Origin of the sequence: Mycobacterium sp. (assembly GCF_046091765.1) — a bacterium.
Classification (GTDB): domain Bacteria; phylum Actinomycetota; class Actinomycetes; order Mycobacteriales; family Mycobacteriaceae; genus Mycobacterium.
In genome coordinates this window covers 28,377-44,192 of record NZ_JBJTCF010000071.1, presented here as the reverse complement: position 1 = coordinate 44,192, position 15,816 = coordinate 28,377, and the positions used below count along the sequence as shown (strand labels likewise).

Sequence of the window (15,816 nt, the reverse complement as noted above, 5' to 3'; positions counted from 1 at the left end):
TCGTCGTCCTTGACGACACAACTCAGCAGCGACATCATCCGGCAGCAGGGGCGCCCCATGTCAACTCACGCGATATCCAGCGTACTTCAAGTGATCGTGGGGCTCGGTCTCCTCAACGTCTGGCTGGTGCGGGCCCGGTCGGCGACCGCCTACCGGGGAGGTACGGCGCAGTCGCTCAAGGAGGAGTTCGCCGTCTACGGACTGCCCGAGTGGACCTTCTATCTGGTGGGCGGGCTGAAGATCGTTTCCGGCGTGCTGCTGATCATCGGCATCTGGGTCCCCAAGCTCGTCGTGGTGCCGGCGCTGATCGTCGCGGGGCTGATGGTCGGCGCGCTGGCCATGCACGCCAAGGCCAAAGACCCGGCGTCCAAGTTCGCCCCCGCGCTGTCGGTGCTGGTGCTGAGCGTCGCGATTCTGTGGCTCAACCGCCCCTGATTCCCTCCCCCGGGGCCGCCGAGAGCAGCGCGCACACCTGTTCGTCGGAAGTCTGGCCGAAGTCGCGGTAGCCCTGACCGACGGCGGAGAAACCGCCCGGCATGGTCAGGCACATCACCTCGTCGGCCACCTCGCGCAGTTCGGCGACGGTCTCCGCGGAGCCGATCGGGGCGGCCAGCACCACCCGCTTCGCCCCCCTGGCCCGGGCCACCAGCGCGGCGGCCCTGGCGGTCGCGCCGGTGGCGAAACCGTCGTCGATGATCAGCACGGTCCGGCCGGCCAGCGCCAGGCCGGGCCGGTCGCCGCGGTAGCGGCGGACCCGCCGCTGCAGCTCCCCGCTTTCGGCGGCCTGCACCGCCGCCGCGTCGGCGGGACTCAACCCCGACCGGCGCAGCACCGAATCGTTGAGCACCCGCACCCCGTCCTCGCCGATCGCGCCGAACGCCAGTTCCGGGTGGGAGGGCACGCCGAGTTTGCGGACCACCAGGACGTCGAGCGGGGCGCGCAGGCTCGCGGCGACCTCGTAGGCCACCGGCACGCCACCGCGCGGCAGCGCCAGCACCAGCACGTCGGACCCCCACTGACTGCCCGGGCAGCCGCGCAGCCGTTCGGCCAACTGCCGGCCCGCGTCGGACCGGTCCGCGAAACGCGCCATGCCACCGATTCTCCCCCAGCGCCGGGCCGGGTCAGGCCAGCGAATCGAGCCAGGCCCGGTGCAGGGCGGCGTAGCGGCCCTGAGACCCGATGAGGTCCGCGGGCGTCCCGTCCTCCAGGACGCGCCCGCCGTCGAGCACCAGCACCCGGTCGGCGATCTCGACGGTGGACAGCCGGTGGGCGATGATCAGCGCGGTGCGGTCGGCCAGCACGGTGCGCAGCGCGCGCTGGACCAGACGTTCACTGGGCACGTCCAGCGAGGACGTCGCCTCGTCGAGGATCAGCACCGCCGGGTCGGCGAGAAACGCCCGGGCGAAGGCGACCAGTTGGCGCTGGCCGGCACTGAGCCGGCCGCCCCGTTTGGCCACGTCGGTGTCATAGCCGTCGGGCAGCGCGGAGATGAAGTCGTCGGCGCCGACGGCGGCCGCGGCGGCCCGCACCTGCGCGTCGGTGGCCTGCGGCCGGCCGAACCGGATGTTGTCGGCGACCGTGCCGGAGAACAGGAAGTTCTCCTGGGTCACCATCACCACGTGGTGACGCAGGTCGGCCTGGGCGAGGTGCCGCAGGTCGACGCCGTCGAGGGTCACCGACCCCGACTGCGGGTCGTAGAAGCGGGCGATCAGCTTGGCGATCGTCGTCTTGCCCGAGCCGGTGGCGCCGACCAGGGCGACGGTCTGCCCGGCCGGTATCTGAAGCGACATCCCCGAGAGCACCGGCTGGCCGGGCAGGTACCCGAAGCTCACCTCGTGCAGGGTCATTTCGCCGCGGACGCCGGCGAGGGTGACCGGTTCGGCCGGGTCGGCGATCGCGGGCCGCTGGGCCAGCACGCCGGCGATCTTCTCCAGCGCCGAGGACGCCGACTGGAAGGAGTTGAAGAACTCCGAGATCTCCTGCATCGGCTCGAAGAACATCCGAAGGTAGAGCAGGAAGGCCGTCAGCGTGCCGATGGTCATCTCGTCGTTGAGCACCCGGTAGCCGCCGTAGAGCAGCACCAGACCGGTGGTGAGGTTGCCGACGAGTTTGACCGCGGGCATGAACACGGCCAGCAGCTTGAACGCGCGCTCGTTGTCCGCGCGGTAGGAGTCGGCGACGCCGTCGAAGATTTCCTGGTTGCGCGGCTCCCGCCGGTAGGCCTGCACCGCCTTGATGCCGGTCATGGTCTCGACGAACTGGACGATCACCAGGGCCGCGCTCTCCCGGACCCGCCGGTAGGTCTTGGCCGACTCGCCGCCGAACCACCACACCAGCGCGACCAGCACCGGGAAGGCGGCCAGGCACATCAGTCCCAGCCGGACGTCGAGCGTCACCAGCAGCACCGCGGTGCCGGCCAGCGTGAGCACCGCGGTGATCAGGTCACCGAAGCCGGTTTCGAGCAGGTCCTGGATGGCCTCGATGTCGTTGGTCGAGCGGCTGACCACCCGGCCCGAGGTGTAGCGATCGTGGAAGGCGACGTCGAGGCGCAGAAAGTGCCGGAAAAGACGTCGCCGAAGCTCCAGCAGCACCTGCTGGCCGATTCGGCCCGAGACATTGAGGAAAACCAGTCTGCTGACCGCCTGCACGACCACCAGCACGCACAGCACCGACACGACGACGATGAGCTCGCCGGCCGAGCCGTTATCGAGCAGCGGCGGGATGGCCTCATCGATGCCGCGCTTCACCAGGAGTGGAACCCCCAGCCGGGCAACGTTTTCGGCGATCACCACCGCGATGAGCATGCTCAACGTCAGCAGGTAGGGCCGTAGCAGCGAGGCAAGCAGCGCACGTGCCTCACGCGCCCGCGGGGCCAGTTCCCCCGCGGGAAGGTCGTCGGGCTCCTCGTCGAGGCGACCCCGCCATGCCGCCGTCATCCCGGACCGCCCTCGACGATGACGTAATCCACGGGCAGCCTGGCGGCCGCCTGCTGTTCGCGCTCCTCGGCGTAGACCCGCCCCGCCCGGGCGCGATCGTCGTCGCCCTCCCAGTCCGGGCGGGGCTCACATCCGTCGTCGATCTCGTCATCGGCGGCCAGCAGATACCGGTAGCGCGGCACCGTTGCCAGCAGTTCGTCGTGGGTTCCGACCGCGACGATGGTCCCGGCACCGTCGACGACGTCCAGCAGCGCGACCTTGTCCGCGAGCAGGACGGTGGACGCGCGATGGGCGACGACGATTCCGGTGACCCCGCGCAGCACCCGCCGCAGTGCGGCCGTAACCACGGCTTCGGTGTGCACGTCCAGCGCCGAAAGCGTGTCGTCGAGTACCAGGATGTCGGGTGCGGCCAGGATCGCGCGCGCCAGCGCCAGCCGCTGGCGCTGACCTCCGGACAGACTCATACCCTGCTCACCGATGCGGGTCTGCAGACCGAAGGGCAGGTCGTAGACGAACTGCGCGGCGGCCACCTCGATGGCCTCGGCGATCTCCGCGTCGTCGGCCGGGTCTTCTGCGGAGCGGCCGAGAGTCAGGTTCTCGATCACCGACATCGAAAAGAGGATGGGATCCTCGAATGCGACCGCGACGACCCGTCGCAGGGCGGATCGGGACAGGTCTCGGATGTCGATGCCGTCGATGAGGATCCGGCCCTCGGTGACGTCGTAGAGCCGCGGCAGCAATGCGGTGAGCGTCGACTTGCCCGCACCGGTCGGGCCCACCACGGCCAGGGTCTGGCCCGGTTCGAGGGTGATCGACACGTGACGCAGCGCCCACTGATCCGGCGGGGCGTCGGCGAAGCGGAATCCGACGTCGTGCAGTTCCAGCCGGCCGCCCCCGGGGTGCGCACCGGAGGGCCCGTCGGTGATTTCCGTCGGCGCGTCGAAGATCTCGGCGATCCGGTTGGCCGCGGTCATCGACTCCTGCGTCATCGACAGCAGAAAACCCAGCGAGGCGATCGGCCACACCAGCGAGAGCATCATCGTGATGAACGCGACCAACGTGCCGAGGCTGACCAGATCACGCCCGGCGGCGTAGGCACCCAGGCCGAGCACGAGGATCACCGTCACGCTCGGGATGGCTTCCAGCAGGGTCCAGAACTTCGCCGAGACCGCGACCTTGCGCAGCTGCGTGCCGAACAACCGGGTGGCCTGCGCGTCGAAACGCGCGTAGACGTAGTCCTCGCGACCGAACGACTTCACCGCGCGCAGTCCGAGAGCGGACTCCTCGACGTGAGTGGCGATCTCACCGGCCTGATCCTGGGACTGGCGCGACAACTCGGTGAAGGCGCGCTCGAAGTGCAGGACGGTGATCGTCACCGGCACCACCGACAGCAGCACGATCACACCCAGTGGCCAGTACATCGCGAGCAGCAGTGCGGTGACCACGACGATCTGCAGGCCGTTGAGTACCAGGAAGATCAAACCGAAGGACAGAAACCGGCGAATCGCGCTGAGGTCATTCATGATTCGCGAGAGCAGTTGGCCGGACTGCCAGCGCCCGTGAAAGGACATCGGCAGGACCTGCAGACGAGCGTAGAGGTCCTTGCGGATGTCGGCTTCGACTCCCATGGTCGCGCGCGCCACCAGCCAGCGGCGGACGAACCACAGCGTCGCCTCGGCCACACCGAATGCGACGGCGACACCGCCGGCCAGCCACAGACCGTCCGGGTCGCGATGGCGCACCGGCCCGTCGATGACAGCCCTGGTCATCAGCGGGATCGCCAGGGTGGCCACCAGGCTGACCATCGCGACAACGACCATCGCCACCCAGCGGGTCCGGTAGGGCAGCAGGTAGGGCAGCAGACGCAGCAGATCGGACGCGGCCCGAACCTGCGCACTGGTCGCCATCATGGGAATTCTTCCTCCGCCAGCTGTCTGCCCGATCATGTCACGGCCATGCCTCCCACCGGCCGGCGCAGCGATCCGGCAAGATGGGTTCATGGACAGCGGATCGGCCTCCCCGCGCGTTCTGGTCGTCGACGACGACCCCGACGTCCTGGCGTCGCTGGAGCGGGGCCTGCGGCTTTCCGGATTCGAGGTGGCCACCGCCTCCGATGGCGCCGAGGCCCTGCGCAGTGCCACCGAGACCCGCCCGGACGCGATCGTCCTGGACATCAACATGCCGGTGCTCGACGGGGTGAGCGTGGTCACCGCCCTGCGGGCGATGGACAACGACGTGCCGGTGTGTGTGCTCTCCGCGCGCAGTTCGGTCGATGACCGGGTGGCCGGCCTGGAAGCGGGCGCCGACGACTACCTGGTCAAGCCTTTCGTGCTGGCCGAGCTGGTGGCGAGGGTCAAGGCCCTGCTGCGCCGGCGCGGATCGGTGGCGACGTTCTCCTCGGAGACCATCCAGGTGGGGCCGCTGGAGGTCGACATCCCCGGCCGCCGGGCCCGGGTCAACGGTGTCGACGTCGACCTGACCAAGCGCGAGTTCGACCTGCTCGCCGTGCTGGCCGAGCACAAGACGGCGGTGCTCAGCCGCGCGCAGTTGCTGGAACTGGTGTGGGGCTACGACTTCGCCGCCGACACCAACGTGGTCGACGTCTTCATCGGCTACCTGCGCCGCAAGCTCGAGGCCGGCGGCGCACCGCGGCTGCTGCACACCGTGCGCGGTGTCGGCTTCGTGATGCGCACCCAGTAACGGCTCAGCGGAAGTTCTTGTCCCACTTGTCGAAACCGGCGGCCTTCGCGGTCTCCTCGTCGAAGAACCACACCTCGGCGATCGTCTCGGTGTAGGCGGGGCTGTCCGGCGGGTGGTAGAGCATCGAGTCGACGTTGCCCTTGATCGGCCAGCCTGCGGGGCCGGCGCCGTCAGCACCCGGTGCGGCCGAGCCCCTGCCGTACGGGCCGGCCGGCACCTCCTCGATCGAGGCGACCAAGGCCGCAGCACCCTTGCCGCCCCTGCCGGCATCCCAGCGGGTGAAGCCGGCCCGGGTTGCCGAATCCTCGTCGGCGAACCAGACCTCGGCGATGGTCTGCTTGTACCAGGGACTGTCGGTCGTGTGATAGAGCATCGAGTCCTCGTTGCCCTTGATCGTGAAACCGGGTTCCGTCGCGGCGGCGACCAGTCGTACCGAGCCGGGACCGTACGGCTCCTTCTCCAGAACGCTCTCGAGCGTCCCGGCCGCACCGGCCAGGGTCGCCGAGACCGTGGCTGTGACCGGTACTTCCCGGGTGACGCGGCGGATCATCATGGCGAAGGTGAGCAGTAGGCCCAGCAGGAAGGCCAGCGTCATCAGCCACCAGTTCACATCTTTCATCACCGGGCTCCGATCTCACGCGAGCCGGGAAGGTCGGCGATCGCCTCTTCCCGACTGGTCCGGTGGACGGTCACCACGGTGATCACCCAGGCCACCGCCGAGCCGGCCAGAAAGGCCAGCAGGTACCACAACCACTGTCCCCAAAACCCCATCTCGATGCTCCCTCGTCGACCTAGTTGACCTTGATCTCGGTGCGCCGGTTCTGAGCCCGCCCGGCCTCGGTGTCGTTGCTGGCAATCGGCTCGGAAGCACCGACACCCTCGCTGGTGACCGAATCGGCCGGGATGCCCTGCGACACCAGGTAGGCGGCCACCGTCTTGGCCCGGTTCTCGCTGAGCGGTTTGTTGATCGCATCGGTTCCGGTGTTGTCGGTATGTCCGATCACCAGCAGCTTGACGCCCGTGCAGGCCTTCACCGATGGGACGACCACCGCGAGTTGCTGTTGTCCGTCGGCGGTCAGCCGGTCGCTGCCGGTCTCGAACTTGACCGGGGCGGCGAGGTCGGCGTCGATGGTCGCCTGCAGGTTGTCGCACGAGGGCGCCGCCCCGACGATCGTGATGTTGTTGATCACCTGAAGATCCGGCCAGCCGGCCTTGGCCGCGGCCTCGACGCCGGCTTTGACCTCCTCCGACGGAGCGGTTCCGGTCAGGGTCAGGGTGCCGCCCTCGACGGTGAAACGGAAGTCCGGGATGTCGGCGGCGGCCTTGAGCAGCGCAGCGAGTCCGCCGAAGTCGGGTGCGACCGCACCGGCTGCGATGTCGATCTTGTCGATCAGGGTGACCCCCGGACCCAGTGCGGACTTCAGCGCGGCCAGCAGGGAGTCCCGCACGGAGACGTCCGGCAGGATCCCGGAGAGGGTGAAGCCGTTCGGGGACCGCAGGATCGACAACGGGGAGAAGTTCAGCGACGGCAGCGTGACGCTGGGCATGTCGGGCGCTGTGGCGTTGATGCTCGGAACGCCCAGGTCCACCTTCGGCTTGAGGGCTCCCCAACCCAGCCAGCCGAACAGCAGCGGGATCAGCAACAGACCCAGCAGCCAACCCCAGCCCGGCGAACGCCGGTAAAAGCGCGATTCGGTCCGCCACTGGGTCGCCGTGGCGCTCACCTCGGCGTCGCCGGAACCCGTCATCGGTTCCCTCCTCCTGCCCCCGGGGCGTCATTTGCGCGGTCGGGTGCAACCTATGACAGCCCCAGCATTTTTTTTCTGGTTTGGCAGACTGCAAGACGATGAGCGCTCAGATCGACGCGGTGGTGATCGGTGGCGGGCACAACGGACTGGTGGCGGCCGGCTACCTGGCCCGGGCCGGGCTGACGGTGCAGCTGCTCGAGTGCCTCGAGGAGGTCGGCGGCGCCGCGGTCTCCGCGCACGCCTTCGACGGCGTGGACGCCCGGCTGTCCCGGTACTCCTATCTGGTGAGCCTGCTGCCGCGCCGGATTCTCGACGATCTCGGGGCCGCGGTGCGCCTGGCCCCGCGGCGCTACGCGTCCTACACCCCCGACCCCGCCGCGGGCGCACGGCGCGGACTGCTGATCGGGCCGCAGGCCACGTTCGCCGAGGTCGGTGCGGCCGGCGACGCCCCGGGCTTCGCCGACTTCTACCGGCGGTGCCGCGCGGTCACCGAACCGCTGTGGCCGACCCTGCTGGAGCCGCTGCGCACCCGGACCGACGCCCGCCGGCACGTGCTGGCCGGCGGGGCGCGGGGCGCGGCCGCGGGCTGGGATGCGCTGATCGAGAACCCGGTCGGCCACGCGATCACCGCGGCGGTGGCCTCCGACCTGGTCCGCGGGGTCATCGCCACCGACGCGCTGATCGGCACCTTCGCCCGACTCGACGAGGCGTCGCTGCAGCAGAACGTGTGCCTGCTCTATCACGTGCTCGGCGGCGGAGACGGCCGGTGGGACCTCCCGGTCGGCGGCATGGGCGCGGTCACCGCCGCCTTGGCGGCGGCGGCCCGGGCCCACGGTGCCCAGATCCGCACCGGAGCGCAGGTGGTCGGCCTGACCCCGGACGGCGAGGTGCGCTACCGCTGCGGGGACGACGAACGGCTGATCCGGGCCCGGTTCGTGCTCGCCGGGGTCACCCCGACCGTGCTGGCCGGGTTGCTGGGCGAGCCGGCGCCGCCGGCCAGCGACGGCTGCCAGGTGAAGGTCAACCTGATGGTGCGACGGCTCCCCCGGCTACGCGACCCCGCTGTGACACCCGAGCAGGCCTTCGGTGGCACCTTCCACGTCAACGAGACCTGGTCGCAACTGGACGCGGCCTACTGCGCTGCCGCGGACGGCGCGCTTCCCGATCCGCTGCCGTGCGAGATCTACTGCCACTCGCTGACCGATCCCAGCATCCTGTCGCCCGAATTGCGCGAGGCGGGCGCGGCGACGCTGACCGTCTTCGCCCTGCAGGTGCCGCACGCGCTGCAGGGCGGGCCACCCGAGCAGGTGCGCGACCGGCTGACAGCGGCCGTGCTGGCGTCGCTGGACAGCGTGCTGGACGAGCCGATCGGGGACGTGGTGATGTCCGACGCCCACGGCAGGCCCTGCATCGAGACCAAGACCACCGTCGACCTCGAGCACGCCCTGGGCCTGACGGCGGGCAACATCTTTCACGGCGGGCTGCAGTGGCCCTTCGCCGAGGACGACGAACCGCTGGCGACACCGGCGCAGCGGTGGGGTGTGGCCACCGGACACGAGCGGATCCTGGTGTGCGGCTCCGCATCCCGCCGCGGCGGCGGGGTGTCGGGCATCGGCGGGCACAGCGCCGCGATGGCCGTCCTGGCCAGCCTCGCGGGCCGGGGCTAGCGGGTGTCGATGGACACGAAGTCGCGCTCACCGTAGCCGGTGTAGATCTGGCGCGGGCGGCCGATCTTGTTGGGCTCGGTGTGCATTTCCCGCCAGTGCGCGATCCAGCCGGGAAGCCGGCCCAGCGCGAACAGCACGGTGAACATCCGCGTCGGGAATCCCATCGCGCGATAGATCACCCCGGTGTAGAAGTCGACGTTGGGGTAGAGCTTGCGCTCGACGAAGTAATCGTCGGTCAGCGCGACCTCTTCGAGGGTCTTGGCGATGTCGAGCAGTTCGTCGTCGCCGCCGAGCTTGCCCAGGATCTTGTCGGCCTGCTCCTTGACGATGCGCGCGCGGGGGTCGTAGTTCTTGTAGACGCGATGGCCGAAGCCCATCAGCTTCACGCCGTCCTCGCGGTTCTTGACCTTACGCACGAAATCGTGAACGTCGCCGTCGGCGCTTCGGATGCTCTCCAGCATCTCCAGCACCGACTGGTTGGCCCCGCCGTGCAGCGGGCCCCACAGCGCGTTGATCCCACCGGAGATCGAGGTGAACAGGTTCGCCTGCGAGGAGCCGACCAGCCGCACCGTCGAGGTCGAGCAGTTCTGTTCGTGGTCGGCGTGCAGGATCAGCAGCAGGTCCAGGGCCCGGATGATCTCGGGGTCCGGCTTGTAGGGCTCGGCGGGGAAGCCGAAGGTCATGCGCAGGAAGTTCTCCACCAGGGTCTGCGGGTTGTCGGGGTAGAGGAACGGCTGGCCGACGGACTTCTTGTAGGCGTAGGCGGCGATCGTCGGCAGCTTGGCCAGCAGCCGGATCGTGGACAACTCGACCTGGTCGTGGTCGAGCGGATCCAGCGAGTCCTGGTAGTAGGCGCTGAGCGCGTTGACCGCGCTGGAGACCACCGGCATGGGGTGGGCGTTGCGGGGGAATCCGTCGAAGAACCGCTTGAGGTCCTCGTGCAGCAGGGTGTGCCGCTCGATCTTGGTGGTGAACGTCGCCAGCTCATCGGCGGTCGGCAGCTCGCCGTAGATCAGGAGGTAACTGACCTCCAGGAAGTTCGACTTCTCGGCGAGCTGCTCGATCGGATAGCCGCGGTAGCGCAGGATGCCGGCGTCGCCGTCGATGTAGGTGATCGCGCTCTTCGTGGACGCGGTGTTGACGAAACCGGCGTCGAAGGTGGTGTAGCCGGTCTTGGCCAGCAGCGGGCCCAGGGCGATCCCGTCGGAACCCTCGGTCGCGTGGACGATCTCCAGGTCGATCTCCCCGCCCGGATAGCGGAGAGTCGCGGTGTCGTCGTTCTCGGCCACATCTGCCCCTTCTCGAGCGTGCGAGGCCGCTGGCCCCGCACTCCGGTCACGCTTCTGCGCGCACGGTTCGACCGTAGTCGCTACTGCCCCGACCCGCCTAGCGGGGTCCGGGCGGGCAGGTGCCAGGGGTGCCACAGGCGGGTGAAGACCTCGTAGGCGGCTTCGATGCGGTCGCTGACCGTGCCCGGATCGCTGGCTTCGGCGCCCGGCGTGCCGCAGGCGGAGGCCATTAGCACCGCCCAGGTGTCGAACAGGATCCGCACCGCCGGGTGGTGCACCGAGACCCCCATCCGGCGCGCCATCGCCTCGATCACCGCCCGGGTCGGCCCGTCCGGACGGAACGTGAACGCCGCCAGGGACAGCATGGGTGAGCTGTTGACGATCTGCAGGAAACCCCGCACCCGGTCGAAGGCCATCGCCCCGGGCGCGCCCCGTTCGGCGGCCCGGAACACCTCGACGTGGGCGCGCACCAGGGCCTCGTGCTCGGTGATGTCGTGCGGCTGGCGGGCCAGGGCGTCGGCGACGTTCTGGGAGGTCTCCTCGATCAGCGCCCCGATCACCGCTTCCTTGTTGGGGAAGTAGCGGCTGAAGGTGCGCGGGGAGATGTCGGCCGCCTCGGCGATCTGCTCGACGGTGGTCTGCTCGAAACCTCGCTCGCCGCACAACCGGGCCGCGACGTCGACGATCGTGGCGCGCGTCCGCTGCTTCTTGCGTTCGCGCAGCCCCGAGGTTGTCTGTGAAGTCGCCGGGCGCACGACGTCAGATCGTAGACGCGGCGCTTCGCTGGGCAACCTCAAGGCTGCAGTCGCTCGATGTGATCCTGACCGGCCGGGTCCGGGGTGACCCGGATGCGGTTGTGAATCCGGTTCTCCCTGCCCTGCCAGAACTCGATGATCTGCGGGGTGATGCGGTACCCGCCCCAGTGCGGCGGAACGGGGATCTGCTCGTGCGCGGCGAATCGCTGGGTAACCTCCTCCAGTTTTTCGATCAGCTCGGCTCGGGAACCGATCGGATGCGACTGAGCCGACGCCCAGGCGCCCAGCTGGGACCCCCGCGGCCGGCGTGCCCAGTACTGCGCGGTCTCCTCGGCGCTGACCTTCGCGACCGGGCCGCGAACGTGCGCCTGACGCCCCAGCGCGTACCACGGGAAGGTGACCGAGGCGTACGGGGTCTGCGCGAGATCGGCGCCCTTGGCGGAGTCGTAGTTGGTGTAGAACGTCACACCCTGGGCATCGACGCTTTTGCACAGCACCGTCCGGGTGACCGGGTTGCCGGAGTGGACGGTGGCCAGCACCATCGCGTTGGGCTCGGCGATCCCGGCCGCGGCCGCGTCGTCGATCCAGCTGTGCAGCAACGCAACCCAGCCCTCGGCCAGCCAGTCGGTGTCGAGGTCGGTGCTGCCGTCCTTCTCCACCGAGCCGTACTCCACCCGCATCGCCGCCAGGCGATGGGGATCACGTGCAGTCACGCTCTCAACCTACGCCGCGGCGGCCGGCGACGGCGAGCAAGTCCCGACGCGAGGCGAACTTCACCCGCGGGCGGCCCAGCGCCTGACCGCGGGCGCGTTCGGCGGCGTCGACGGCCCGCCAGCCCTCGTCGTCGACGAGATCGGGCTGGCGCGAGCGCACCAGGCCGTCCCACGCGGCGGGCGCAGACACCGGATCGCGCAGGACCCCGGTGTTGAAGTCGTCGACCAGAGCGTTCACAGTCTGCATCGCGCACGACTTATTGGTGCCGATGAACCCGCTCGGACCCCGCTTGATCCAGCCCGCGACGTAGACCCCGGCCACCGGCCGTCCGGTGGCCGGGTCGATGACGCGCCCGTCCCGGTTGGGCACCACCGCGGCCGCGGCGTCGAACGGCAACCCGGGCAGCTCACCGGCGCGCTGGCCGACAGCCGCCAGCACCAGTCCGGTCTGCAGCACGCACACCCGGCCGTCACCGGCGCGCTGGAACTCCACTGCCCGCACCCGCTCGTCGCCGAGGATCCGCCGCGGAGTCAGGTGATAGGCGAGCCGCACGCGCGCCCGGGTGGCGCCGGCCGCGGAAAGGTCCTCCGCGGCGGGCAACGCCGCGAGGATCTCCAGCTTCATCGCGGTGTGCCGATCGGGCGCCCGGGTCAGTTCATCGACGGCCGAGGCGCGGTCCTCTGCCCCGATCACGACGTCGGCGGTGGCGGTCAGCCCGATCAGCTGGGGCAGGGTGAAGGCCGACTGCGCGGGACCCCGCCGGGCCGCGACCACGACTTCGCGCACCGCGGATCCACCCAGCACATCCAGCGCGGTAGTCGAGATGTCGGTGCGCGCAAGCGCTTCCGGATCGGCCGTGAGCAGGCGGGCGACGTCGAGGGCGACGTTGCCGTTGCCGACGACCACCACCCGCTCGTGGTCGAGGGCGACGGGGACGTCGGTGAGGTCGGGATGGCCGTTGATCCAGGCGACGGCCTGCATCGCGGTCGCACAGCCCGGCAGCGCGCTGCCGGGGATCTCCAGGGGGCGACCCCGCGACGCGCCCGCGGCGTAGAGCACGGCGTGGTGGTGGGCCAACAGCTCATCGTGCGACACGTGCCGGCCCACCTCGACGTTGAGGTAGAACCGGAACCCCCGGGTCCGGCTGATCCGGTCGAACAGCCGGGTGATGCCCCGGGTGTCCTGGTGGTCCGGGGCGACGCCGCCGCGCACCAGGCCGTAGGGGGTGGGCAGCCGGTCGAAGACGTTGACCCGCACCCCGCGCTGGGTCAGCAGCTCGTCGGCGGCGTACATCCCGGCCGGGCCCGATCCCACGACCGCCACCGTCAGCGGAGCCTTGCTGCGGCGCACCCGGGGGGCGGGCGGCACCGCGGCCAGCGTGGTGGCGGGCGGCAGGCGCGAACCCGGCGCACGCTCGGGATAGAACGCGGCGTTCACCGCGGCGAAGGCGCGCTGCTCGGGCAGCAGCGCGTTGTCGGCGACGATCGCTCCCACCGGACAGGCCGATACGCACGCCGCGCAGTCCACGCATGCGGCGGGATCGATGTGCAGCATCTCCGCGGTCGCGAACCCCGGCTCGTCAGGACTGGGATGAATGCAGTTCACCGGGCAGGCGTACACACACGAACCATCACCGCAGCAGGACCGCGTGATCACGTGCGGCATGGCGGTTTAGGCGACGCTGTCCACGTGGCGGCGTTGCGGCTGGCTGCGGAACCGACTGGGTGGTCCGTCGATCTTGCAGACCCGCCACATCAGCTTCGCCGGCGTACTCATCAGCCCGGTGTCATAGCAGAGCATGCGAACGTCGGCGAACATGTCCTGCAGCATCCGGCGCGATTCCGGCGAGCCGAAGAACAACTCTCTGCGGACCGCGGCCGGGATCGCATACCGGCGGAAGAAACTGCGCGGCGGCACGATGATGGCCTGGCACAACACCCTCATCATGACCGGAACGTGCAGCGAGAGCCAGAACCGCTGCCGAGAGCTCAAGTGGGGCAACCGCTTACGTAGGTACTCGTGGGCGAAGGAGATGTGACGGGCCTCCTCGGCGACGTGGATGGCGATCACGTTGGCCATGATCGGATGCAACGAGCGGCCCTCGCGCAGCATGTCCTTCTGGGTGTGGTCGATCGGTTCCTCGCCGGCGAGCACTCCGAAGAAGAACGGCACCGGCAGCGGCCCGGCGAACAGCGGGACCAGCGGGGAGAGCCAGCGCAGCAGTCGCGGCAGGCCCGGAACGTCGGCCCCGATGCGGTTGACCATCTCCTGAAACATCAGGGTGTGGTTGCACTCCTCGACCGACTCGTGCAGGCAGTACCGGTATTCCGGCGAACCGTTGGGCACCCAGAACGCGTAATTCAGCAGTCCGCGGATGAGCATCGACTCGAATTGCAGTCCGACCTTGGCCACGTTGGCCTGCCGCCAGCGCCCGATCTCGATGCGCTGCTCCACCGGCTGCGCCCGGTACCAGGGGTGGCGGCCCAGGGGGTCCGACTCGGGAAGGATCCAGCGCTCGTCGCCGGGGTTCACGGCCATCTCCGGGGACTCCCAGTCGATGTCGAGGTAGGGATTGAAATTCCGCCGGACCGAACCCTCCGACAGGGTGGTCAGCAACCCCACGTACGCGTCGTCGTCACGGACCTCCATGTTGCGCCGCCAGCGCCGGATCAGCCGCGTCCTCGCCATGTCGAACCCCTTCTTTACAAATGGGCGTCCTTTGTCCAAACGATACCGGAGCGTGTGCCGCGCTGTCCATGCCCGGCGGGTAACGGTCCGGCCCCGCCCCGTCCGGCCCGGTGATTTGCTGAGCACGCGATTTCACCGTCCGGGCCCGCGGCTCCTACGCTGTGGGCATGCCTGATCCGACTGAGTTGACGATCCCCGCCGACCTCAAGCCCGCCGACGGCCGTTTCGGTTGCGGACCGTCGAAGGTGCGGCCCGAACAGCTGGCCGCGCTGACCACCACTGCCGCCGGCCTGTTCGGCACCTCGCACCGGCAGGCTCCGGTCAAGAACCTGGTGGGCCGGGTGCGCGAGGGCCTCGCCGAGCTCTTCCGCGCCCCGGACGGCTACCAGGTCGTGCTGGGCAACGGCGGCGCGACGGCCTTCTGGGACGCTGCCGCCTTCGGCCTGATCGACTCCACATCGCTGCACCTGACCTACGGGGAGTTCAGTGCGAAGTTCGCCGCCGCGGTGGCCGCCAACCCCTTCGTCGGCGATCCGATCGTCATCAAGGCCGACCCGGGCAGCGCTCCTGATCCGCGGTCGGACCCCTCGGCGGACGCCATCGCCTGGGCGCACAACGAGACCTCCACCGGCGTCGCGGTCGGGGTGCGCCGCCCGCAGGGGTCCGGTGACGCGCTGGTCCTCATCGACGCCACCTCCGGTGCCGGCGGGCTCCCGGTCGACCTCGCCGACTGCGACGCCTACTACTTCGCACCGCAGAAGAACTTCGCCAGCGACGGCGGCCTGTGGCTGGCCATCCTCTCCCCGGCCGCCCTGGCCCGGATCGAGAAGATCGACGCTGCCGGGCGCTGGGTGCCCGACTTCCTGTCGCTGCCGATCGCGGTGGACAACAGCCTCAAGAACCAGACCTACAACACCCCCGCCATCGCCACCCTGGCTCTGATGGCCGAGCAGATCGACTGGATGCTGGCCAACGGCGGCCTGGACTGGGCGGTCAAGCGCACCGCGGACTCCTCCGGACGGCTCTACGCCTGGGCCGAGGCCGCCGCGTTCGCGACCCCGTTCGTGGCCGATCCCGCGCTGCGCTCCCAGGTGGTGGGCACCATCGACTTCGCCGACGACGTCGACGCGGCCGCCGTCGCCAAGGTGCTGCGGGCCAACGGCATCGTCGACACCGAGCCGTACCGCAAACTCGGCCGCAACCAGTTGCGGGTTGCCATGTTCCCCGCGATCGACCCCGACGACGTCACCGCACTGACCCGGTGCGTGGATTGGGTCGTCGAACGGCTCTGATCCCACGGGCGTGTCCTTTTCGTTATC

General features: G+C 69.8%; 14 protein-coding genes and 1 pseudogene. 4 read left to right on the top strand and 11 right to left on the bottom strand.

Annotated elements, in window-relative coordinates:
• Positions 1-90 precede the first annotated feature (90 nt).
• A complete protein-coding gene (locus ACKOB8_RS07520) occupies positions 91-435 on the top strand; it encodes a DoxX family protein (protein WP_526376589.1) in 345 nt (114 codons plus the stop codon).
• Positions 436-448: 13 nt separating this feature from the next.
• On the opposite strand, the pseudogene ACKOB8_RS07515 reads toward ACKOB8_RS07520, so the two are convergent.
• From ACKOB8_RS07515 to ACKOB8_RS07505, 3 genes and pseudogenes are all read right to left on the bottom strand, one after another.
• A pseudogene (locus ACKOB8_RS07515) lies at positions 449-1,090 on the bottom strand (phosphoribosyltransferase); the annotation flags it as partial.
• Between the two features lie 31 nt (positions 1,091-1,121).
• Positions 1,122-2,936 carry an ABC transporter ATP-binding protein gene (locus ACKOB8_RS07510; RefSeq protein WP_526376588.1) on the bottom strand — a complete coding sequence of 605 codons (1,815 nt, stop codon included), beginning with the start codon at positions 2,934-2,936 and terminating at the stop codon, positions 1,122-1,124.
• Positions 2,933-4,843: an ABC transporter ATP-binding protein gene (locus tag ACKOB8_RS07505; RefSeq protein ID WP_526376587.1), complete on the bottom strand. Its 1,911-nt coding sequence runs from the start codon at positions 4,841-4,843 to the stop codon at positions 2,933-2,935. Before ACKOB8_RS07505 ends, ACKOB8_RS07510 begins: the two co-directional genes overlap by 4 nt.
• Positions 4,844-4,934: 91 nt before the next feature.
• On the opposite strand from ACKOB8_RS07505, the gene prrA reads away from it, so the two are divergent.
• A complete protein-coding gene (gene prrA / locus ACKOB8_RS07500) occupies positions 4,935-5,636 on the top strand; it encodes a two-component system response regulator PrrA (RefSeq protein WP_526376586.1) in 702 nt (233 codons plus the stop codon).
• A gap of 4 nt (positions 5,637-5,640) precedes the next feature.
• Here the strand turns inward: prrA and arfC are convergent, their stop codons facing one another.
• Genes arfC through arfA form a run of 3 tightly spaced genes read right to left on the bottom strand, consistent with a single transcriptional unit; the run spans position 5,641 to position 7,384 of the window.
• Positions 5,641-6,255 (bottom strand): channel accessory protein ArfC, sunset domain variant, encoded by a 615-nt coding sequence (arfC, locus tag ACKOB8_RS07495; protein ID WP_526376585.1) that lies wholly within the window; start codon positions 6,253-6,255, stop codon positions 5,641-5,643.
• A complete protein-coding gene (gene arfB / locus ACKOB8_RS07490) occupies positions 6,255-6,407 on the bottom strand; it encodes a channel accessory protein ArfB (protein ID WP_526376584.1) in 153 nt (50 codons plus the stop codon). Before arfB ends, arfC begins: the two co-directional genes overlap by 1 nt.
• Before the next feature lie 20 nt (positions 6,408-6,427).
• Positions 6,428-7,384 (bottom strand): channel-forming protein ArfA/OmpATb, encoded by a 957-nt coding sequence (gene arfA / locus ACKOB8_RS07485; protein WP_526376583.1) that lies wholly within the window; start codon positions 7,382-7,384, stop codon positions 6,428-6,430.
• A gap of 98 nt (positions 7,385-7,482) precedes the next feature.
• On the opposite strand from arfA, the gene ACKOB8_RS07480 reads away from it, so the two are divergent.
• Positions 7,483-9,051: a phytoene desaturase family protein gene (locus ACKOB8_RS07480; protein ID WP_526376582.1), complete on the top strand. Its 1,569-nt coding sequence runs from the start codon at positions 7,483-7,485 to the stop codon at positions 9,049-9,051.
• Here ACKOB8_RS07480 and ACKOB8_RS07475 read toward each other — a convergent pair.
• From ACKOB8_RS07475 to ACKOB8_RS07455, 5 genes are all read right to left on the bottom strand, one after another.
• Positions 9,048-10,340, bottom strand: a complete 1,293-nt coding sequence (locus ACKOB8_RS07475) for a citrate synthase (RefSeq protein WP_526376581.1) — start codon at positions 10,338-10,340, stop codon at positions 9,048-9,050. The genes ACKOB8_RS07480 and ACKOB8_RS07475 overlap by 4 nt on opposite strands.
• An 80-nt stretch (positions 10,341-10,420) precedes the next feature.
• Positions 10,421-11,095: a TetR family transcriptional regulator gene (locus tag ACKOB8_RS07470; protein ID WP_526376580.1), complete on the bottom strand. Its 675-nt coding sequence runs from the start codon at positions 11,093-11,095 to the stop codon at positions 10,421-10,423.
• Positions 11,096-11,133: 38 nt separating this feature from the next.
• Complete coding sequence (pdxH, locus tag ACKOB8_RS07465; protein WP_526376610.1) at positions 11,134-11,775, bottom strand: pyridoxamine 5'-phosphate oxidase; 642 nt, start codon at positions 11,773-11,775, stop codon at positions 11,134-11,136.
• A gap of 37 nt (positions 11,776-11,812) precedes the next feature.
• Complete coding sequence (locus tag ACKOB8_RS07460) at positions 11,813-13,474, bottom strand: FAD-dependent oxidoreductase (RefSeq protein WP_526376579.1); 1,662 nt, start codon at positions 13,472-13,474, stop codon at positions 11,813-11,815.
• Between the two features lie 6 nt (positions 13,475-13,480).
• Positions 13,481-14,497 (bottom strand): diiron oxygenase, encoded by a 1,017-nt coding sequence (locus ACKOB8_RS07455; protein ID WP_526376578.1) that lies wholly within the window; start codon positions 14,495-14,497, stop codon positions 13,481-13,483.
• A 167-nt stretch (positions 14,498-14,664) separates the two neighbouring features.
• Between ACKOB8_RS07455 and serC the strand changes: the two genes are divergently transcribed.
• Positions 14,665-15,789, top strand: a complete 1,125-nt coding sequence (serC, locus tag ACKOB8_RS07450; RefSeq protein WP_526376577.1) for a phosphoserine transaminase — start codon at positions 14,665-14,667, stop codon at positions 15,787-15,789.
• Positions 15,790-15,816 lie beyond the last annotated feature (27 nt).

Bases quoted from the DNA above. Each gene is read 5' to 3' on its own strand.
- ACKOB8_RS07510 (WP_526376588.1), bottom strand. From the start codon at position 2,936: ATGACGGCGGCATGGCGGGGTCGCCTCGACGAGGAGCCCGACGACCTT.
- ACKOB8_RS07505 (WP_526376587.1), bottom strand. From the start codon at position 4,843: ATGGCGACCAGTGCGCAGGTTCGGGCCGCGTCCGATCTGCTGCGTCTG.
- prrA (WP_526376586.1), top strand. From the start codon at position 4,935: ATGGACAGCGGATCGGCCTCCCCGCGCGTTCTGGTCGTCGACGACGAC.
- arfC (WP_526376585.1), bottom strand. From the start codon at position 6,255: ATGAAAGATGTGAACTGGTGGCTGATGACGCTGGCCTTCCTGCTGGGC.
- arfB (WP_526376584.1), bottom strand. From the start codon at position 6,407: ATGGGGTTTTGGGGACAGTGGTTGTGGTACCTGCTGGCCTTTCTGGCC.
- arfA (WP_526376583.1), bottom strand. From the start codon at position 7,384: ATGACGGGTTCCGGCGACGCCGAGGTGAGCGCCACGGCGACCCAGTGG.
- ACKOB8_RS07480 (WP_526376582.1), top strand. From the start codon at position 7,483: ATGAGCGCTCAGATCGACGCGGTGGTGATCGGTGGCGGGCACAACGGA.
- pdxH (WP_526376610.1), bottom strand. From the start codon at position 11,775: ATGCGGGTGGAGTACGGCTCGGTGGAGAAGGACGGCAGCACCGACCTC.
- ACKOB8_RS07460 (WP_526376579.1), bottom strand. From the start codon at position 13,474: ATGCCGCACGTGATCACGCGGTCCTGCTGCGGTGATGGTTCGTGTGTG.
- ACKOB8_RS07455 (WP_526376578.1), bottom strand. From the start codon at position 14,497: ATGGCGAGGACGCGGCTGATCCGGCGCTGGCGGCGCAACATGGAGGTC.
- serC (WP_526376577.1), top strand. From the start codon at position 14,665: ATGCCTGATCCGACTGAGTTGACGATCCCCGCCGACCTCAAGCCCGCC.